Consider the following 18,284-nt stretch of genomic DNA (forward strand, 5'->3'; position numbering starts at 1 on the left):
GGAGGGTCAATCGGCCTTGTGCTCGCGCAGGCTCAGCAGCGCGCCGAGGCTCAGCAGCCCGCAGGCCATCATGTAGAAGGCCGGCGCCATCGGGCTGCCGGTGCTGGCGAGCAGCCAGGTCACGATGAACTGCGACGAGCCGCCGAACACCGTCACGCCGATGCTGTAGACCACCGAAATGCCGCTGGCGCGCACGCCGGCCGGCAGCATCTCCAGCAGCATGAGGAACATGGGCGTGGTGCCGATGTTCACGCTCGCGGTCAGCAGCGCCGACAGGCACAGCACCAGCGGCACGCTCGGGTAGTGGCTGATCAGCCAGAACGCGGGGTACACCGCGACCACGCTGAACAGCAGCGAGCCGACGACCAGCGGCTTGCGCGCCGGCAGCCGGTCGGCCAGCCGCCCCGCCACCAGCGACACCACGAACAGCGTGATGCCGGTGACGCAGCCCGACAGCAGCGACAGCGACGGCGGCATGTGCAGCACGCGGATCATGTAGGTGGGCATGAAGAACACCACCAGGTACATCGTCGCCGTGCCCGCCGTGGTGGCCAGGATGCCCTTGAGCACCAGGCCGCCGTGGTTGCGCAGCAGCCGTCCGATGGGGCTGGACTCGTGGCTTTCGGCAACGTGCGTTTCCTCCAGCTGCGAGCGGATGTACAGCCCCACCGGCGCGATCAGCAGGCCGAGCAGGAACGGCAGGCGCCAGCCCCAGCTCTCGAGCGAAGCCTGCGGCAGCGCCGCATACAGCGCCGCGCCGGTGAGCGCGCCCAGCAGTGCCGACACGCCCTGGCTCGCGAGCTGCCAGCTGACGCGGAAGCCCCGGCCCTTCACGCCGCCGGCCTCCATCAGCATCGAGGTGGCCGCGCCCACTTCGCCGCCGAGCGAAAAGCCCTGCAGCAGGCGGCCCGCCACGATCATCAGCGAGCCGAACACGCCGGCCGAGGCATAGCTGGGCGCCAGCGCGATGCACAGCGTGCCGATCACCATGAGGCCGATGGTCAGCGTCATCGCTGCCTTGCGGCCCTTGCGGTCGGCGTAGTTGCCGATGATCACGCCGCCCAGCGGGCGCATCACGAAGCCGATGCCGAAGGTGGCCACGGCCAGCAGCAGCGAGCCGTAAGGGCTGTCGGAGGGGAAGAACAATTTGCCGATCAGCAGCGCGAAGAAGCTGTAGACGGTGAAGTCGTACATCTCCAGCGCGTTGCCCAGCGAGCAGGCGGCGATCAGGCGGAACTGGCTGTGCTTTTTTCCCGTGCCTTGCGCAGCGGTGGCCGGTGAATGGGCCCGGATCGGGCTTGCGGGCAATGCGGCTTCGCTCATCTAATGTCACTCCACGAACAGGTTGCTGGGGGTCGGACCGGCCCCTTGGCGGCGGAGTATTCAGGCAAAGCGCCCTGGCAAAGAATCACAAATTTTCATGCTGATAACCAAATGGCATCCCCGTCATAAACAGGCACGAGAAGCCATCGGGACAACCACCAAGACGCACTTTTCCATGAGACCGGCACCACGATGAAGCTGCAACAGTTGCGCGTTTTGCTGGCGGTGGCGCAGCACGGCAGCATCCACGAGGCGTCGCGCAGCCTGCACACCACGCAGCCGGCGCTGTCTAAGGCCATCTCCGAGCTGGAGCGCGAACTGGGCGTGACGCTGATGTCGCGCTCCACGCGCGGAGTGAGCCTCACGCCCTACGGCGTGGCGCTGGTCAAGCGCGCGAGCCTGGTCGAGCAGGAGCTGCGGCATGCGCTGGAAGACATCGAGGCGATCCGCGGCCACGACGAGGGACAGCTGCACATCGGCTTCACCGCGGTGGCGTCTAGCGGGCCGCTGCCCGACGCGATGGCGTCGTTCCGCCAGCGCTTTCCCAACGTGACGATGCGCGGCTTCGAGCTGCGCCCGCAGCAGATCTTCGAGGGCCTGCGCGAGGGCCGGCTCGACCTGGGGCTGATTTCCACGTGCAACGGGCCGGGCACCGGCGCCTTCCAGTGGGAGCCGCTGTTCTCGGTGGCAATGCACCTGTCGGTGCGCGCCGGCCACCCGCTGCGGCGCGTGCGCCGGCTGCAGCCGCTGGTGGACGCCGACTGGCTGGTGCTGGACCCGATCGACGACGCCGGCAGTCCGCTGGTGAGCATGATGAACATGCACGGGCTGCAGATGCCCCGGCGCATGGTGCACAGCGCATCAAACCTGCTGGGGCTGCAGCTGGCCACGCAGACCGACCTGATCAGCATGTGGTCGGACTTCGTGTTCCACGGCGCCGGGCCGCTGCGGCTGCAGCCCGGCCTGCTCGAGAAGTTGCCGATCACCGACGAGGTGCCGGACTTCGAGGTGTTCCTGGTCTACCGATCCGCAGACCTCATGACGCACGTGTGCGCCGAATTCGTGAAGGAAGCGCGCCACCACGCCAAGGCCAATCCCCCGTGGCGGCAGCCCAGTCGCAAGGGCGGCGCGGGTGCTTAGGCGAGGTCAGGCCGCGGGAGTGGCGCCGTCTTCCCCGTCGACGGGGTTCTCGGGCCGCGTCATGGTCCAGCTCTGCAGCTTGCCGCCGTTGAACACCGCATCGACGTACGAGCCGCCGCCGTCGGTCCAGCGGTACACCTCGGGCTGCGTGTCCTTGAGCGAGCGCAGTTCGCCGAGGGCGCGGGTCATGGCAATGACGTGCATCAGCGTCACGTTCGGCTTGAGCTTGGCATTGAGCATCACCGCGCTGCCGACGTAACCCACCGGCCGTTCGGCCGCACGCTTGAGCACCTGCATCGCGCGGTTGAAGTGCAGCAGCAGGAACATCACGATCGCGCCGCCGGCCAGGGCGACGCCGCCCCACCCGCCGCTGCGCCAGGCCAGCCCGAGAACGACGATGGCGCCCACGGGCACCAGAAATTTCTTGAAATTCATGGCGCGCATTGTCGCCGCCCGGCCGGGGGTGTCGGGCAAAAGGCCTCAGCCCGCGCCGCACGGCCCGACGCGGTAGCCGCCCTGGCTACCGCCAGGCGCGCAAGGCGGTACTCGCCGCGAAAAGCGCGCGCGGCGATGGGCGGCGCCGGCACATTTCACCGCACGGGCATCTGCCCGGGCCGCTGAAAAGCATATGAACATTCCGCGCTCCGTCACTTTCGTTCGTCTCACGCTCGTCACCGCGCTCGCGGGCACCGCGCTCAGCGGCTGCTACGTGGTACCGCTCGGCCAGCCCGCACCGGTGGCGCCGCCCTCGCAGGCGTATGCCGTGCCGCCGGGCCCGGTCGCGCAGACCTTCAGCGCGCGGTTGTATCCGTCGAATGCCGAAGCCGCGCGCTACGGGACCATCGCCGGCACCGTGACCAACGACATGAACGGCCGCGGCCACTTCAGCGCGCAGATCGGCAATGAACAGTTTCAGGGAGAGGCAACACGGGTCGCGGGCTCACGGGGAGCAGGCCTGGCGAACGCCGCCGGCAGCCGCGGCGGCAACCTGAGTTGCCAGTACACGATGAACTCGGCCACCTTGGGCAGCGGCCAATGCGTGCTCAACGGCGGACCGGCGTTCACGATGCACATCGGGGGTTAGGGAGGGTAGGCCCGGCGCGCCTCGCTGGCGCGCCGGGCGTTTTTTCCGGCCGCAGGGCCGGGTCACGACACGAGCTGCCGCATCTTGCGCCTCAGCTCGCGTTCGCGTTTCTGCTCGGCGTTCCAGTCGTCGCGGATGGCCAGCGTGACCGACAGCGCCATCAGCAGGATCACGAATGCGAACGGCAGGGCGAACACGATGGTCGCCGTCTGTATGGCCTTGAGGCCGCCCGCGAACAGCAGGCTCAGCGCGATGGCCGCCACCAGCACGCCCCAGGTGATCTTGACGCGGGCCGGCGGGTTCGGGTTGCCGCCGGTGCTCATGGTGCCCAGCACCAGCGTGGCGGAGTCGCCCGAGGTCACGAAGAACACGAACACCAGCAGCGTCGCGACCATCGACAGCAGCGCCCCCATGGGCATGGCCTTGAACATCACGAACATGGTGGTCGACACGTCGGCCTTCACCGCCTCGACCAGCGGCACGCCCTGGAAGATCTGGAAGTTGAGCGCCGCGCCGCCGAACACCGAGAACCATGCGAAGCCCACCAGCGTGGGCGCGATCACGGTGCCGAGGATGAACTGGCGGATCGTGCGGCCGCGCGACACGCGCGCGATGAACAGGCCCACGAACGGCGACCACGCCAGCCACCAAGCCCAGTAGAAGAGCGTCCAGTCGCCGACCCACGAGCTGTTGCGGAACGGGTTCATGCGCAGGCTCATGCGGACGAACTCGGCGATGTAGGCGCCCAGCGTGTTGGTGAAGGTCTCGACGATGGCCACCGTCGGCCCCAGGACCAGCACCACGAGCGCCAGCAACGCCGCCAGCACCAGGTTGCCCATCGACAGCCACTTCACGCCGCGCTCGACGCCGGAGACCGCCGAGGTGACGAACAGCACCGTGGTCACCACGATGATCGCCGCCTGCGTTCCCTGCCCGATCGCCGTGCCGAAGGCCGCGTGCAGGCCGCTGTTGATCTGCGTGGCGCCCATGCCCAGCGAGGCGGCCACGCCGAAGGCCGTGGCCACCACCGCCAGCACGTTGAAGGCCGGCGAAAGCCGCCGCACGAAGCGCCAGGGCAATGCCTCGGTGGCCGAACTCACCAGCGCCAGCGTCTTGCGGCGGAATGTGAAGAAGGCGATCGACAGCCCCACGATGCCGTAGATCGCCCAAGGATGCAGCCCCCAGTGGAAGAACGCATAGCGCATGGCCACGCCGGCGGCGTCGGGCGTGCCGGCGACCACGCCCGGCGGCGGATTCGCATAGTGCGAGATCGGCTCGGCCACGCCCCAGAACACCAGCCCGATGCCCATGCCGGCCGCGAAGAGCATCGAGAACCAGGCGCCGAGAGAAAACTCGGGCTCGTCGTCTTCCTCGCCCAGCTTCAGGTCGCCGAAGCGGCTGAACGCCAGGAAGAAAGCCAGCATCACCAGCCCCAGCACCACCCACAGGTAGAACCAGCCGAAGTTGCGTGTGATGCCCGACAGCGCGGTGCTGAACACGCTGTCCAGCGACGCCGGCGAGAGCAGCCCCCACAGGACCACCGCGGCGATCAGGCCGGCGGAAACAACGAGTTGCATGACGTTTTCTCCTCTCAGGGGTTGCCGGCGGATGAATCAGTCGAGGCGGCGGACCACGTCCATGGCCTCTTCGATGCGCTCGACGGCGTGGATCGTCAGCCCTTCGATTTCCTTGGTGCCCTTGCGCGGCGCATTCGCCCTGGGCACCACGGCCACGCTGAAGCCCAGCTTGGCCGCTTCGCGCAGGCGCTCCTGCCCGCGCGGCGCCGGACGCACTTCGCCGGCCAGGCCCACTTCTCCGAATGCGATGAAGCCCTTGGGCATCGGCTTGCCGCGCAGGCTGGAAGTGATGGCCAGCATCACCGCCAGGTCGGCCGCCGGCTCGCTGATGCGCACGCCGCCCACCGCGTTGACGAACACGTCCTGGTCCATGCAGGCCACGCCGGCATGGCGGTGAAGCACCGCCAGCAGCATGGCCAGGCGGTCGCGGTCCAGGCCCACCGACAGGCGGCGCGGGCTCGGGCCGCCGTTGTCGACCAGCGCCTGGATCTCGACCAGCATCGGCCGCGTGCCTTCGAGCGTGACCAGCACCACGCTGCCGGGCACCGGCTCGGCATGCTGGCTCAGGAAGATGGCGCTGGGGTTGGTCACGCCCTTCAGGCCGCGCTCGGTCATGGCGAACACGCCGATCTCGTTGACCGCGCCGAAGCGATTCTTGATGGCGCGCACCAGGCGGAAGCTTGAATGCGTGTCTCCCTCGAAGTACAGCACCGTGTCGACCATGTGCTCCAGCACGCGCGGGCCCGCCAGCGCGCCTTCTTTCGTGACATGGCCCACCAGCACCACGGCCGTGCCGCTGGTCTTGGCAAAGCGCGTGAGGTGGGCCGCGCATTCGCGCACCTGCGCCACCGACCCCGGGGCCGAGGTGAGCTGGTCGGAGTACACCGTCTGGATGGAGTCGATCACCGCGATCGCCGGGCGCGTGGCGTCGAGCGTGGCGATGATCTTCTCGAGCTGGATTTCGGCCAGCACCTGCACCTGCGAGTGGTCGAGGCCCAGCCGCCTGGAGCGCAGCGCGACCTGCGAGCCGCTTTCCTCGCCCGTCACGTAGAGCGCGTTCTGCCCCGCCCTCTGCAGCGCATCGACCGCCTGCAGCAGCAGCGTCGACTTGCCGATGCCCGGGTCGCCGCCGATCAGCGTGACGCCGCCCGAGACGATGCCGCCGCCGAGGACGCGGTCGAGCTCGTCGAGCCCGGTGGGCGTGCGCGCGACATCGGTCGCCTCGATTTCAGACAGCGTGGCGAGCTCCGATGCGCCCGCGAGCGACGCGAACTGCGTGCCGAAGCGGTTGTTGGCCGTGCCGCCGCCGGCGGGGCCCGCGACCTGTTCAATGAGTGTGTTCCACGCGCCGCAGCTCGGGCATTTGCCGAGCCACTTGGGGCTGGTGCCGCCGCATTCGCTGCAGACGAAAGTTGTTTTGTCCTTGGCCATCCTTCGAGTTTAGGTGGCCCGACAGTCGCCGCTCAGTCGTTCGCCTGGAAGTTCACTGCCTTCATGATCGCCGCCCAGCGCGCCGTGTCCTCGCGCATCGTCTTCAGCAGTGCCTCCGGCCCGTCGGCCACCGGGTACATGCCGTTCTGAAGCAGTTGCTGGCGCACCTCGCGGGAGTTCACGGCGCGCATGAATTCGGCGCGCAGCTGGTCGACCACGGGCTTGGGCGTCTTCGCCGGCGCGTAGTAGGCGAACCATGCGGTCGCGACCACGTCCTTCAGGCCGGCCTCGACGAAAGTAGGCACGGCGGGCATCAGCGGCGAACGCTTCTCGCCGCTGGTGGCGATCACCTTGACGCGGCCGCTCGGCAACATCTGAAGCGCACCGCCCACGGTGTCGAAGTAGGCGGGAACGGTGCCTCCCATCACGTCCTGGCGTGCCGGCGTGGAGCCGCGATAGGGCACGTGCACCATCGACAACCCGGTTGCGCGGTTGAGCATCTCGCCGAGGAAATGCGAAGGCGTGCCCGCGCCGTACGACGCGAAACTCGCACCTCCCGGCTGCTTCCTGGCCCAGGCGACGAACTCGGACAGCGTGCTGGCCGGCACGTCCTTGTGCACCACCAGCGCGAGCTCGAAGCGCGCCGCATTGACGATGGGCTGGAAATCCTTGATCGGGTCGTAAGACAGGCTTTTGTAGGCGCTCGGGAACATGGTCATCATGCTGGCCGTGCCCAGGAGCAGCGTGCGGCCATCGGGCGCCGAAGTCTTCACGGCTTCGACCGCAATGCGCCCGGCGGCGCCGGAGCGGTTGTCGACGATGAGCGGCCCGAGCGACTCGCGCACTTCCTGCGCGATGGCCCGCGTCAGCACGTCCTGCGTGCCGCCGGCGGGCACACCTATCAGCACGCGGATGGGGGTTCCCGGCGCGAGCGCCAGTTGTGCCGGTTGCGTCTGCTGCGCCCATGCCGCGGAGGCAAGCGGCGCGAGCGCCACGCCGCCGAGCGTGGCGAGCACGCTGCGGCGACTCGGGTGATACAGGGGCTGTGGGGTTGCTCTCATCCGTCTTGTCTCCGTTGTCGTCGGCAGTGGGTCTGCGCCAATGTGCGCGGCCACTTTAGAGCGCCGACAATTGATTCATCAAATCAATCATCGCCGGGACAAACCCTATGCACGCACCGCCGCGCACACTCGACGACCTGCTGCTCTACCGCACCAGCCGGCTGCTTTCGGTGGCGGGCAGCCTGGTCATCCGGCTGTGCGAAGGGCGCTTCGGCATCACGCGGCGCGAATGGCGGCTCATTGCCACGCTCGCGGGGCACGGTGCGCTGGGCTCGTCGCAACTGGCGGAGCAAGCGCAGCTCGACCGCGCGCGCACATCGCGCGCGGTGACTTCGCTGGTCGGCAAGGGGCTCGTTTCGCGCGAGCAGCCCGCGGGCGACCGGCGGCACGTGCTTCTCAGCCTCACCGCGCCGGGCAGGAAGCTCCACGCGCAGCTCTATCCGCTGGTGTCGTCGATCAACGCAGAACTGCTGGGCGCGCTGGAGGCCGACGAGGTGGCGCTGCTCGACAACATGCTGCAGCGCCTGCACGCGCGCGGCGAGGCGATGGTCGCAGCCGCGGCCGACCTGCCCAGGGCCGACCGGCGCCGCCGCGAAGCATCCGCCCCGCGCTGAAACGCCGCGCGATGCACAGCGCCGGCGGGCGTGCAATCTGCACGCCTCATCCGTGCATACCCTAGGTTCTTCGAATCGACGGAACCACCCACTAGGAAAGCGCCGACCATTCATTTAACATGTTAAGTAATTTCGGAAGAGACAAGCCTTGAGCACGACATTCACGCACCGCAATTTGCCGCGCCTGCTGCTGCAGGCCCGCGAAGCCGTGATGGCCCACACCCGGCCCAGCCTGCGCGAGCACGCCCTGTCCGACCAGCAATGGCGCGTGCTGCGCGTGCTGGGCGAACACGGCGCGGTCGACACCGGACGCGTGGCGCGCGAGGCCTTCATCCTCGGCCCCAGCCTCACCGGCGTGCTCGCGCGCATGGAGCGCGACAACCTCATCACCCGCGCCCGCGACCCGGCCGACCAGCGCCGCACCGTGGTCGAGGCCACGCCGCACGGCATGAAGCTGGTGAAGCGGCTGTCGACCAGCATCGAGGCGCACTACGAGTGGATGGAAACATCGCTCGGCAAGGCCAAGCTCACGCAGCTCTACGGGCTGCTCGACGAACTGATCGCACTGGAGCAACCCTCGCCATGAGCACTCCCCATTTCCTGCCCGCGGGCACGGTGTACGGCACGCTGCTGAACTTCCGCGCCGAAGTCGAGGCGCTCGCGCCGCAGATGACCCAGCCGCCCTACAAGGCACCGCCCGTTGCACCCGTGCTCTATGTGAAGACGGCCAACACCTGGAGCCCGCACGGCAGCGCCATCACGGTGCCCGCCAGTGTGCCCGAGGTGGAGATCGGCGCCAGCATCGGCATGGCGATCGGCGCCGAGGGCGACGTCGAAGGCTTCGTGCTGCTGAACGACCTGTCGATTCCGCATGCCAGCTTCTTCCGTCCGCCGGTGAAGTTCAAGTGCGTCGACGGCTTCCTCGGCATCGGGCCGGCACTGCGCGACGCGCAAGAGGTGGCGGACCCCGCCAACTTCCGCGTCGAGGTCCGCATCAACGGCGAGCTGAAGCAGTCGATCGACTTCTCTCGACTCGTGCGCCCTGCCCGGCAGTTGCTGGCCGACGTCGGCGACTTCATGACGCTCGCGCACGGCGACGTGCTGATGCTGGGCTGCGGCCCGGGCCGCCCGCTGGCGCGCGCCGGCGACCGCATCGACATTTCCGCGCCGGGCTTCGAGACCCTGAGCAACACGCTGGTGAAGGAAGCCGCATGAAGCACGCACGCGTCATCTTCGAGGGCCGCGAACACACCGGCACCGCCCACGAACTGAACGGCCAGCAGGACGCCGCCGTGCGCCTTAAAGACGGCCGCATCGTGCCGCAGGAGCAGCTCACCTGGCTGCCGCCGCTCGCGCCCACGGCACGCCCGCGCACCATCCTCGCGCTGGGCCTGAACTACGCCGACCACGCCAGGGAACTCGAGTTCAAGGCGCCCGAGGAACCGCTGGTTTTCGTCAAGGGCCAGAGCGCGCTCATCGGCCACCGCCAGCACACGCATCGCCCGGCCGACGTGCAGTTCATGCACTACGAATGCGAGCTGGCCATCGTGGTCGGCAAGACCGCGAAGAACGTGAAGCGCGACGACGCCTACGACTTCATCGGCGGCTACACCGTGGCCAACGACTACGCCATTCGCGACTACCTCGAGAACTGGTACCGCCCCAACCTGCGCGTGAAGAACCGCGACACCTGCACGCCGCTGGGCCCGTGGTTCGTCGATGCGGCCGACGTGCCCGACCCCATGGCGCTCGCGCTGCGCACCACCGTCAACGGCACGGTCACGCAGCAGGGCAACACGCGCGACATGATCTTCGACGCGCCCTTCCTCATCGAGTACTTCAGCCGCTTCATGACGCTCTCGCCGGGCGACCTGATCCTCACGGGCACGCCCGACGGCGTGGTCGACTGCAAGCCGGGCGACGTCGTCGTCACCGAGATCGAGCGCATCGGCGCGCTCATGAACACCATCGAGATAATCCAAGGAAAAGCATGAGAGTCGATCACCTGATCAACGGCAAGAGCGTCGCCGGCACCGACTACTTCGAGACCGTCAACCCCGCCACGCAGGAAGTGCTGGCCGAAGTCGCCTCCGGCGGCGAAGCCGAGGTGAACGCGGCCGTGGCCGCCGCCAAGGAAGCATTCCCCAAGTGGGCCGGGATGCCCGCGCCCGAGCGCGCCAAGCTCATCCGCAAGCTCGGCGACCTGATCGCCAAGAACGTGCCCGAGATCGCGCAGACCGAGACCAACGACTGCGGCCAGGTCATCGCGCAAACGGGCAAGCAGCTCATTCCACGCGCGGCCGACAACTTCTACTACTTCGCCGAGATGTGCACGCGCGTCGACGGCCACACCTACCCCACGCCCACGCACCTGAACTACACGCTGTTCCATCCGGTGGGCGTGTGCGCGCTCATCAGCCCGTGGAACGTGCCCTTCATGACGGCCACCTGGAAGGTCGCGCCCTGCCTGGCCTTCGGCAACACGGCCGTGCTGAAGATGAGCGAGCTGTCGCCGCTCACGGCCGCGCGGCTGGGCGAACTGGCGCTGGAGGCCGGCATTCCGCCCGGCGTGCTGAACCTGGTGCACGGCTACGGCAAGGAAGCCGGCGAGCCGCTGGTGGCCCACCCTGACGTGCGCGCCATTTCCTTCACCGGCTCCACGGCCACCGGCAACCGCATCGTGAAGAGCGCGGGCCTGAAGAAATTCAGCATGGAACTCGGCGGCAAGAGCCCCTTCGTGATCTTCGACGACGCCGACCTCGACCGCGCGCTCGACGCGGCCGTGTTCATGATCTTCAGCAACAACGGCGAGCGCTGCACGGCCGGCTCGCGGATCCTGGTGCAGCAGTCGATCTACGCCGACTTCGCCGCCAGGTTCGCCGAGCGCGCCAAGCGCATCACCGTGGGCGACCCGCTGGACGAGAAGACCATCGTCGGCCCGATGATTTCGCAGGCCCACCTGGCCAAGGTGCGCAGCTACATCGAGCTGGGCCCGAAGGAAGGCGCGACGCTGCTGTGCGGCGGCCTCGATGCGCCGGCTAACCTGCCCGAGCGCGTGAAGAAGGGCAACTACGTGGTGCCCACGGTGTTCGCCGACGTGGACAACCGCATGAAGATCGCGCAGGACGAGATCTTCGGCCCCGTGGCCTGCCTGATTCCGTTCAAGGACGAGGCCGATGCCATTCGCCTGGCCAACGACATCCAGTACGGCCTGAGCAGCTACGTGTGGACCGAGAACATCGGCAAGGCGCACCGCGTGGCCGCGGCCGTGGAAGCCGGCATGTGCTTCGTCAACAGCCAGAACGTGCGAGACCTGCGCCAGCCCTTCGGCGGCACCAAGGCCTCGGGCACGGGCCGCGAAGGCGGCACCTGGAGCTACGAGGTGTTCTGCGAGCCGAAGAACATCGCGGTGTCGATGGGCTCGCACCACATCCCGCACTGGGGCGTGGCGTGAGCATGCGACGTCGCACGCTGCTGCAAGGCGCGGCTGCACTCGCGGCCCTGCCCTCGCTGGCGCGCGCGCAGGCGGCTTGGCCCGCCAAGCCGATCCGCGTGATCGTGCCCTTCACGCCCGGCGGCACCACCGACTTCGTGGCGCGCCTGGTGGGCACGGAACTGTCGAAGACCCTCGGCCAGCCGGTGATCGTCGACAACAAGCCCGGCGCGGGCACGGTGATCGGCGTCGATGCCGCGGCCAAGGCCGCGCCCGACGGCTACACCTTCGTCTGCGTGGCCAACAGCTTCACGGCCAACCAGACGCTGATCCGCAAGCTGCCCTACGACACGCAGAAAGACCTGCGCCCGGTGGCGCTCATGGGCATGTCGGAGCACGTGCTCGCCACGCATCCGAACAGCGGCCTGAAGACCCTGGCCGACCTGCGCAACGCGGCCAAGGCCAAGCCGGGTACGCTGAGCTTCGCTTCCTTCGGCAACGGCACCTCGGCGCATCTGTCGGGCGAGATGCTCAAGCAGCAGATGGGCCTGGACATCGTGCACGTGCCCTACAAGGGCCAGGGCCCGGCGCTGACCGACCTGCTCGGCGGCCAGGTGACGATGATGTTCGGCAACTGGCCCGAGTTCCGCAGCCACGTGCAGAACGGCAAGCTCATCGCGCTGGGCATGGCGACCGCGCAGCGCTCGCAGTACGCGCCTGCCATACCCACACTGGCGGAACAGGGCGTGGCCATCGAGTCCAATTCATGGAACGGGCTGCTGGCGCCCGCCGGCACGCCCGATGCCATCGTGCAGCGCATGAACGCCGAGGTGAACCGCGCGCTCGCGGGGCAGGTGGTGGCGGACGCCTTCCACAAGGGCGGCATCGCGTCGCTGTCGGGCACGCCGGAGCGCTTTGCGGCTTTCATCCAGAGCGAGATCGCGAAGTACGGCGACGTGATCCGCAAGGCCAACATCCAGATCGAGGGCTGAACCATGAGCCTCTATGCGATGCAGAAATTCCTGTTCGCGCTCAACCGCGACCAGGACGTTCAGCGGCGCTATGCCGAAGGCGGCGACGCGCGCACCGCGCTGCTCGCCGGCTACGAGCTCGACGACGAGGAGCGCGAAGCCATCGACACCGGCGACATCGGCAAGCTCTACGTGCTCGGATGCAACGGCCAGTTGCTGATGCACTTCGCGCCGCTGCTGGGCATTGCATGGGCCGACTACCTCGAAGCCATGCGCGAAGGCGTGCGCAAGTACGGGCCGGTGCGCGCCGGCATCTACGCAATGACGACAGGAACCGACGAGAAGGTGGCAGGAATATGAAGACCCCCACGCTCCCCACCTTGTGTGGTTCGCTGCCCCCCGAGGGGGCGCTCGATGCCCTTCGGGCGGCCGGGCGGGCATCGAGATGAGCCTGGTTTTCGCAGGCGTGTGCAGCCACGCCCCCGGCATCACGGGCCGCGCCCATCTGGCCGACCCTGCCGTGAAGGACGAGTTCCACGCGCAGTTCCACCGCTTCGGCGAGGCGATGCGCGCGACGAAGCCCGACGCGGTGATCGTCATCGCGGCCGAGCACTTCGCGAACTTCTTCATGAACAACATGCCGGCCTATGCCATCGGCATGGCCGACAGCTACGAAGGCCCCATCGAGGACCCGAAGTGGCTGGGCATCGAGAAGACGAAGGTGCCCGGTGACGCCGCCCTCTCGCAGCGCCTGATCCGCGAAGTGATGCAGACGGTGGACGTGGCCTACGCGGAAGAATGGAAGTTCGACCACGGCATCATGGTGCCGCTGAACTTCCTCACGCCGAAGTTCGACACCAAGGTCATCCCCGTGAACATCAACTGCCAGGGCCCGCCGCTCACGCCGCTGCACCGCGCATGGGCCTTCGGCGAGGCATTGCGCCGCGCCTGCGACAAGGCGCCGGAACGCATCGCGCTGGTGGGCACGGGCGGCATCTCGCACTGGCCGGCCACGCCCGATTCGGGCAAGGTCAACGCCGAATGGGACGCCGAGTTCATGCGCCGCTGGTGCGCCAACGACCGCGACGCGCTGCTTTCGCAGGCCGACTACAACGACGAGGCCACCTACCGCGAAGCGGGCCAGGGCGGCTTCGAGATCCGCACCTTCCTGAGCGTGGCGGCCGCCGCGCGCGGCAAGGGCGAGATCTTCCACATGAAGGCCATTCCGATCTTCGCGGTGACCTGCACGGCCGCCGTGATGTCGGTGGAATGAACAACAAGAGGAACGGAGCCGCGACATGCCGCACCTGGTGATCCTGTACACCCCCAACCTCGAGGCCGAGACCGACATGTCGGCGCTGTGCCGCACGCTGGCCGACACCATGCTCGAGCAGCGCGACGAGGCCGGCAAGCCGGTGTTTCCCGTCGGCGGCACGCGCGTGCTGGCCTACCCCGCCGCGCACTACGCCGTGGCCGACGGCAAGGCCGACTACGCCTTCGTCTACCTGAACATCCGCATGGCCGCGGGGCGCTCCGAGGCGGTGAAGAAGAAGGCCGGCGACGCGCTCCTGGCCGACGTGCGCGCGCATTTCGCGCCCATCTTCGACAAGCGGCACATCGGCATCACGCTGCAGATCGACGAAAGCCCCGGGCAGGTGTACGACGGCAAGCACAGCAACCTGCATCCCCTGTTCAACAAGTCATAAGTAGCGAGCCGACATGCTGTCCAAAGCCACCATCGCCCAACTGGCCGCCGAACTTCACGAGAGCGAGAAGTCGCGCGTGCAGGTCGAGCATTTCTCCAAGCGCTTTCCCGAGATGACGATCGAGGACGGCTACGCCATCTCGCGCGAATGGGTGAAGAACAAGATCGCCGAAGGCCGGATCGTGAAGGGCCACAAGATCGGCCTCACGTCGCGCGCCATGCAGCAGGCCAGCCAGATCACCGAACCCGACTACGGCACGCTGCTGGACGACATGTTCTTCGAGCAGGGCGGCGACATCCCGTTCAAGCGCTTCATCGCGCCGCGCATCGAGGTGGAGCTGGCCTTCATCCTCGGCAAGCGGCTGCAGGGCCCGAACGTGACCATCTTCGACGTGCTGGCCGCCACCGACTACGTGGTGCCCGCCATCGAGATCATCGACGCGCGCATCGAGCAATTCGACCGCCACACCAAGGCCATGCGCAAGGTGTTCGACACCATCGCCGACAACGCGGCCAATGCGGGCATCGTGATGGGCGGACGGCCGGTGAAGCCCAATGCGGTCGACCTGCGCTGGGTGAGCGCGCTGCTCTACAAGAACGGCGTGATCGAGGAATCGGGCGTGGCCGCGGCCGTGCTGAACCACCCCGCCACCGGCGTGGCCTGGCTCGCCAACAAGCTCGCGCCCTGGGACGAGTGCCTGGAAGCCGGCGAGGTAGTGCTGGGCGGCTCGTTCACGCGTCCCACCAACGCGGTACCGGGCGACACCTTCCATGCCGACTACGGCCCGCTGGGCTCTATCGCCTTCCGCTTCGTCTGAAAGCCATCTTCATGCAAACACCCACCAACACCTTCAAGCAGGCCCTGCAGGCCGGCAAGCCCCAGATCGGCCTGTGGGTCGGCCTGGCCGACGGCTATGCGGCCGAGATCCTGGCCGGCACCGGCTACGACTGGCTGCTGGTCGACGGCGAGCACGCGCCCAACGACGTGCGCTCGGTGCTGCAGCAGTTGCAGGGCATCTCCAGCGCATGGTCGGCACAGGCCGAGTCGGAGCGCTCGCACCCCGTCGTGCGCATTCCGGTGGGCGACACCACGCTGATCAAGCAGTACCTGGACATCGGCGCGCAGACGCTGCTGGTACCGATGGTCGACACGGCCGAGCAGGCGGCGCGGCTGGTGCAGGGCATGCGCTATCCGCCCGAGGGCATCCGCGGCATGGGCAGCGCGCTGGCCCGCGCCTCGCGCTGGCAGGCCTACCCCGACTACCTGCACGAGGCCAACGCACAGACCTGCCTGCTGGTTCAGGCCGAGACGGTGGAGGCGATGAGGAACCTCGACGCCATCGCGGCCACGCCGGGCGTGGACGGCGTGTTCATCGGCCCGGCCGACCTGTCGGCCTCGATGGGCTTCGTGGGCCAGCCCAACCACCCCGAGGTGCAGGCCGTGATCGCCGACGCCATCGCGCGCATCCTCAAGGCCGGCAAGGCGCCGGGCATCCTGTCGACCACGGAGGAGCAGGCGCGCAAGTGGCTCGCGGCCGGCGCGCTGTTCGTGGCGGTGGGCGTGGACACCATCGTGCTGGCGGCTGCGGCGAAGCAGCTGCTGGCCAAGTACAAGACCGCGCCGGGCGCGGCCTCGCCCAGCGGCTACTGATTTCCTTCACGCACAGGAGCACCCTCGATGCAACGCATGACCTTGGCGGCCGCAGCCGCGGCAGCCACCCTGTTCCTCGCCGCCTGCGCCCCGATGGGCGCCGGCAAGCCAGGCCCCACCGCCCAGCAGGAAGCCAACCGCCAGGCCGTGCTCGCCTTCTACGAGAAGGGCCTGAACCAGAAGGACGCCGACGCGGCGCTGCAGTACGTGGGCAACCGCTACGTGCAGCACAACCCCACCGCGGCCGACGGCCCCGAGGGGTTCCGCAAGTTCGTCGCCTTCCTGCGCGAGAAATTTCCTAAATCGCACAGCGACATCAAGCGCAGCTTCGTCGACGGCGACTACGTGATCCTGCATGTGAACGCGGTGCGCGAGCCCGGCACGCGCGGCAGTGCCATCGTCGACATCTTCAAGCTGGAGAACGGCAAGATCGTCGAGCACTGGGACGTGGTGCAGCCCGTACCCGAGACCGCCGCGAACAAGAACGGCATGTTCTGACGCCCCCCCGACGACAACCCAGCCAGCCCACGCCAGCCGAATGACCACGCCCACCGACCCGACCAAGCGCTTTCGCTCCGCCACCATCCGCGAGGGCACGATCCGTGCGACCACGCGCAGCTTCCTGCATGCGCTGGGCCAGGACGACGAGGACATCGCGCGCCCGCACATCGGCGTGTTCCACACCGGCGGCGAGATGAGCCCGTGCAACCTCAACCTGCGCGAGCAGGCGCAGCACGCCAAGACCGGCATCTACGCCGGCGGCGGCACGCCGCACGAATGCCCGGTGGTGTCGATCAGCGACGGGCTGACGATGGCGCACTCGGGCATGCGCTTCTCGCTGGTCTCGCGCGAGCTGATCGCCGACAGCGTGGAAGCCTCCACGCGCGGCCACCAGTGGGACGGCATCTTCGCCATCGGCGCGTGCGACAAGAACCTGCCGGGGCTGATGATGGGCATGGTCCGCTGCAATGTGCCGAGCGTGTTCGTGCACGGCGGCTCCGCGCTGCCGGGGCAGATGCCGGGACCGGACGGGCGCGACCTGAATGTGGTCGACACCTACGAGACCATCGGCAAGGTGCTGGCCGGCACCGCCACGCACGACGAGCTCGACGCCATGAGCCGCGCCTGCCTGCCCACGGCCGGTGCCTGCGCCGGGCAGTTCACGGCCAACACCATGGGCATGGTGTCGGAAGCGCTGGGCCTGGCGCCCATCGGCTCGAGCATGGTGCCGGCGGTGTTCAGCGAGCGCGCGCCGCTGATGCGCCGCGCCGCGAAGAACCTCATGAAGGCGGTGATGGGCGACAGCCCGCTGCCGCGCGACATCGTCACGCGCAAGGCGCTGGAGAACGCCTGCGCGGTGGTGTCGGCCACGGGCGGCTCGACCAATGCCGCGCTGCACCTGCCGGCGATCGCGCATGAGGCCGGCATCAAGTTCCACCTCGACGACGTGGCCGAGATCTTCGCCCGCACGCCGCTCATCGCCGACCTGCGCCCGGGCGGCCAGTACCTGGCGCGCGACGTGTTCTACATCGGCGGCGCGGGCGTCATCCTGCGCACGCTGCTGGAGCAGGGCTTCCTGCACGGCGACGTGCTCACCTTCACCGGCCGCACGATCGCCGAGGAACTGGCCGGCGCCCTGGCGCCCGACGGCCGCGTGGTGCGCGAGGCTGGCAACCCGATCACGCGCGACGGCGGGCTGGCGGTGCTCAAGGGCAACCTCTGCCCCGACGGCGCGCTGCTCAAGACGGCGGGGCTGAAAGGCTTGGTGTTCCGCGGCCCGGCGCGCGTCTTCAATTCGGAAGAAGAAGCCCAGACCGCAGTGCAGAACCGCCTGTACGAGGCCGGCGACGTGATCGTGATCCGCAACGAAGGCCCCAGGGGCAGCCCCGGCATGCGCGAGATGCTGGGCATCACCGCGCTGCTCTACGGCCAGGGCATGGGCGACAAGGTGGCGCTGCTGACCGACGGGCGCTTCTCGGGCGCCACGCGCGGGCTGTGCATCGGCTACGCGGGGCCCGAGGCGGCGGACGGCGGGCCGATCGCGGCGCTGCGCGACGGCGACGTGATCGCCATCGACGCGCGGGCGGAGGCACGCTCGATCTCGGTCGAACTGGGCGCGCAGGAAATCGCCGCCCGGCTCGCCGGACGTGAGGTAAACGCGGGGGTCGCGCGAGGCGGCGTACTGGAAAAATACGCACTCACCGTGCGTCCTGCCCATCAGGGCGCCGTGACCCACTCGGGCGCGGTCACCTGGCTGCGCGACGAGTCCTGACCGACCCTCCATAACCAACGTC

The 18,284-nt window shown here is 68.5% G+C and carries 20 protein-coding genes; 15 read left to right on the forward strand and 5 right to left on the reverse strand.

Features of this window, described 5'->3' with window-relative positions:
* Positions 1-6: 6 nt before the first annotated feature.
* Positions 7-1,323 (reverse strand): MFS transporter, encoded by a 1,317-nt coding sequence (locus AC1RVW_RS17590; RefSeq protein WP_493201423.1) that lies wholly within the window; start codon positions 1,321-1,323, stop codon positions 7-9.
* A 192-nt stretch (positions 1,324-1,515) separates the two neighbouring features.
* On the opposite strand from AC1RVW_RS17590, the gene AC1RVW_RS17595 reads away from it, so the two are divergent.
* Positions 1,516-2,463, forward strand: coding sequence for a LysR family transcriptional regulator (locus AC1RVW_RS17595; RefSeq protein WP_081270017.1), 948 nt, complete (start codon positions 1,516-1,518; stop codon positions 2,461-2,463).
* A 6-nt stretch (positions 2,464-2,469) separates the two neighbouring features.
* Here the strand turns inward: AC1RVW_RS17595 and AC1RVW_RS17600 are convergent, their stop codons facing one another.
* A complete protein-coding gene (locus tag AC1RVW_RS17600) occupies positions 2,470-2,907 on the reverse strand; it encodes a glycerate kinase (RefSeq protein ID WP_493201425.1) in 438 nt (145 codons plus the stop codon).
* 184 nt (positions 2,908-3,091) lie between these two features.
* Here AC1RVW_RS17600 and AC1RVW_RS17605 point away from each other — a divergent pair, with 184 nt between their 5' ends.
* A complete protein-coding gene (locus tag AC1RVW_RS17605; RefSeq protein WP_285411623.1) occupies positions 3,092-3,547 on the forward strand; it encodes a hypothetical protein in 456 nt (151 codons plus the stop codon).
* Between the two features lie 62 nt (positions 3,548-3,609).
* On the opposite strand, the gene AC1RVW_RS17610 is transcribed toward AC1RVW_RS17605, so the two are convergent.
* From AC1RVW_RS17610 to AC1RVW_RS17620, 3 genes are read right to left on the reverse strand one after another with little or no spacing between them, the layout of a single operon-like run.
* Entirely contained in the window at positions 3,610-5,124 is a 1,515-nt protein-coding gene (locus AC1RVW_RS17610; protein WP_081270020.1) for a BCCT family transporter, read from the reverse strand.
* Between the two features lie 36 nt (positions 5,125-5,160).
* Positions 5,161-6,555 carry a DNA repair protein RadA gene (radA, locus tag AC1RVW_RS17615; protein ID WP_493201428.1) on the reverse strand — a complete coding sequence of 465 codons (1,395 nt, stop codon included), beginning with the start codon at positions 6,553-6,555 and terminating at the stop codon, positions 5,161-5,163.
* A gap of 32 nt (positions 6,556-6,587) precedes the next feature.
* Entirely contained in the window at positions 6,588-7,616 is a 1,029-nt protein-coding gene (locus AC1RVW_RS17620) for a Bug family tripartite tricarboxylate transporter substrate binding protein (protein ID WP_493201430.1), read from the reverse strand.
* Positions 7,617-7,723: 107 nt separating this feature from the next.
* On the opposite strand from AC1RVW_RS17620, the gene AC1RVW_RS17625 reads away from it, so the two are divergent.
* From AC1RVW_RS17625 to ilvD, 13 genes are all read left to right on the forward strand, one after another.
* Positions 7,724-8,230, forward strand: a complete 507-nt coding sequence (locus tag AC1RVW_RS17625) for a MarR family winged helix-turn-helix transcriptional regulator (RefSeq protein ID WP_493201432.1) — start codon at positions 7,724-7,726, stop codon at positions 8,228-8,230.
* Between the two features lie 148 nt (positions 8,231-8,378).
* A complete protein-coding gene (gene hpaR / locus AC1RVW_RS17630) occupies positions 8,379-8,816 on the forward strand; it encodes a homoprotocatechuate degradation operon regulator HpaR (protein ID WP_081270024.1) in 438 nt (145 codons plus the stop codon).
* Complete coding sequence (locus AC1RVW_RS17635; RefSeq protein ID WP_493201434.1) at positions 8,813-9,445, forward strand: fumarylacetoacetate hydrolase family protein; 633 nt, start codon at positions 8,813-8,815, stop codon at positions 9,443-9,445. The genes hpaR and AC1RVW_RS17635 overlap by 4 nt, the downstream gene beginning before the upstream one ends.
* Positions 9,442-10,224, forward strand: coding sequence for a fumarylacetoacetate hydrolase family protein (locus AC1RVW_RS17640; protein ID WP_493201436.1), 783 nt, complete (start codon positions 9,442-9,444; stop codon positions 10,222-10,224). Before AC1RVW_RS17635 ends, AC1RVW_RS17640 begins: the two co-directional genes overlap by 4 nt.
* Entirely contained in the window at positions 10,221-11,684 is a 1,464-nt protein-coding gene (hpaE, locus tag AC1RVW_RS17645; protein WP_493201438.1) for a 5-carboxymethyl-2-hydroxymuconate semialdehyde dehydrogenase, read from the forward strand. The genes AC1RVW_RS17640 and hpaE overlap by 4 nt, the downstream gene beginning before the upstream one ends.
* Positions 11,685-11,686: 2 nt before the next feature.
* Positions 11,687-12,655: a tripartite tricarboxylate transporter substrate binding protein gene (locus AC1RVW_RS17650; RefSeq protein ID WP_493201484.1), complete on the forward strand. Its 969-nt coding sequence runs from the start codon at positions 11,687-11,689 to the stop codon at positions 12,653-12,655.
* 3 nt (positions 12,656-12,658) lie between these two features.
* On the forward strand, positions 12,659-12,994 hold the full coding sequence (locus tag AC1RVW_RS17655) for an aromatic ring-opening dioxygenase subunit LigA (RefSeq protein WP_493201440.1): 336 nt from the start codon (positions 12,659-12,661) through the stop codon (positions 12,992-12,994).
* An 85-nt stretch (positions 12,995-13,079) separates the two neighbouring features.
* Positions 13,080-13,907: a DODA-type extradiol aromatic ring-opening family dioxygenase gene (locus AC1RVW_RS17660; protein ID WP_493201442.1), complete on the forward strand. Its 828-nt coding sequence runs from the start codon at positions 13,080-13,082 to the stop codon at positions 13,905-13,907.
* A 25-nt stretch (positions 13,908-13,932) separates the two neighbouring features.
* Positions 13,933-14,340, forward strand: a complete 408-nt coding sequence (locus tag AC1RVW_RS17665) for a 5-carboxymethyl-2-hydroxymuconate Delta-isomerase (protein WP_493201444.1) — start codon at positions 13,933-13,935, stop codon at positions 14,338-14,340.
* A gap of 13 nt (positions 14,341-14,353) precedes the next feature.
* Complete coding sequence (gene hpaH / locus AC1RVW_RS17670) at positions 14,354-15,157, forward strand: 2-oxo-hept-4-ene-1,7-dioate hydratase (RefSeq protein ID WP_493201445.1); 804 nt, start codon at positions 14,354-14,356, stop codon at positions 15,155-15,157.
* Between the two features lie 11 nt (positions 15,158-15,168).
* A complete protein-coding gene (gene hpaI, locus AC1RVW_RS17675; RefSeq protein ID WP_493201447.1) occupies positions 15,169-15,990 on the forward strand; it encodes a 4-hydroxy-2-oxoheptanedioate aldolase in 822 nt (273 codons plus the stop codon).
* Between the two features lie 27 nt (positions 15,991-16,017).
* Entirely contained in the window at positions 16,018-16,488 is a 471-nt protein-coding gene (locus AC1RVW_RS17680; protein WP_493201449.1) for a nuclear transport factor 2 family protein, read from the forward strand.
* A gap of 40 nt (positions 16,489-16,528) precedes the next feature.
* Positions 16,529-18,262, forward strand: coding sequence for a dihydroxy-acid dehydratase (gene ilvD, locus AC1RVW_RS17685; RefSeq protein WP_493201451.1), 1,734 nt, complete (start codon positions 16,529-16,531; stop codon positions 18,260-18,262).
* Positions 18,263-18,284: the final 22 nt, after the last annotated feature.

The organism is Variovorax sp. MPBD4-3 (genome assembly GCF_058809745.1).

Excerpts from the sequence above, each read along its gene's own strand:
- hpaI (WP_493201447.1), top strand. The coding sequence starts at position 15,169 with ATGCAAACACCCACCAACACCTTCAAGCAGGCCCTGCAGGCCGGCAAG.
- AC1RVW_RS17680 (WP_493201449.1), top strand. The coding sequence starts at position 16,018 with ATGCAACGCATGACCTTGGCGGCCGCAGCCGCGGCAGCCACCCTGTTC.
- AC1RVW_RS17650 (WP_493201484.1), top strand. The coding sequence starts at position 11,687 with ATGCGACGTCGCACGCTGCTGCAAGGCGCGGCTGCACTCGCGGCCCTG.
- AC1RVW_RS17595 (WP_081270017.1), top strand. The coding sequence starts at position 1,516 with ATGAAGCTGCAACAGTTGCGCGTTTTGCTGGCGGTGGCGCAGCACGGC.
- hpaH (WP_493201445.1), top strand. The coding sequence starts at position 14,354 with ATGCTGTCCAAAGCCACCATCGCCCAACTGGCCGCCGAACTTCACGAG.
- AC1RVW_RS17590 (WP_493201423.1), bottom strand. The coding sequence starts at position 1,323 with ATGAGCGAAGCCGCATTGCCCGCAAGCCCGATCCGGGCCCATTCACCG.
- AC1RVW_RS17605 (WP_285411623.1), top strand. The coding sequence starts at position 3,092 with ATGAACATTCCGCGCTCCGTCACTTTCGTTCGTCTCACGCTCGTCACC.
- radA (WP_493201428.1), bottom strand. The coding sequence starts at position 6,555 with ATGGCCAAGGACAAAACAACTTTCGTCTGCAGCGAATGCGGCGGCACC.
- AC1RVW_RS17655 (WP_493201440.1), top strand. The coding sequence starts at position 12,659 with ATGAGCCTCTATGCGATGCAGAAATTCCTGTTCGCGCTCAACCGCGAC.
- AC1RVW_RS17660 (WP_493201442.1), top strand. The coding sequence starts at position 13,080 with ATGAGCCTGGTTTTCGCAGGCGTGTGCAGCCACGCCCCCGGCATCACG.
- ilvD (WP_493201451.1), top strand. The coding sequence starts at position 16,529 with ATGACCACGCCCACCGACCCGACCAAGCGCTTTCGCTCCGCCACCATC.
- AC1RVW_RS17625 (WP_493201432.1), top strand. The coding sequence starts at position 7,724 with ATGCACGCACCGCCGCGCACACTCGACGACCTGCTGCTCTACCGCACC.
- AC1RVW_RS17600 (WP_493201425.1), bottom strand. The coding sequence starts at position 2,907 with ATGCGCGCCATGAATTTCAAGAAATTTCTGGTGCCCGTGGGCGCCATC.
- AC1RVW_RS17620 (WP_493201430.1), bottom strand. The coding sequence starts at position 7,616 with ATGAGAGCAACCCCACAGCCCCTGTATCACCCGAGTCGCCGCAGCGTG.
- AC1RVW_RS17610 (WP_081270020.1), bottom strand. The coding sequence starts at position 5,124 with ATGCAACTCGTTGTTTCCGCCGGCCTGATCGCCGCGGTGGTCCTGTGG.
- hpaE (WP_493201438.1), top strand. The coding sequence starts at position 10,221 with ATGAGAGTCGATCACCTGATCAACGGCAAGAGCGTCGCCGGCACCGAC.
- AC1RVW_RS17635 (WP_493201434.1), top strand. The coding sequence starts at position 8,813 with ATGAGCACTCCCCATTTCCTGCCCGCGGGCACGGTGTACGGCACGCTG.
- AC1RVW_RS17640 (WP_493201436.1), top strand. The coding sequence starts at position 9,442 with ATGAAGCACGCACGCGTCATCTTCGAGGGCCGCGAACACACCGGCACC.
- AC1RVW_RS17665 (WP_493201444.1), top strand. The coding sequence starts at position 13,933 with ATGCCGCACCTGGTGATCCTGTACACCCCCAACCTCGAGGCCGAGACC.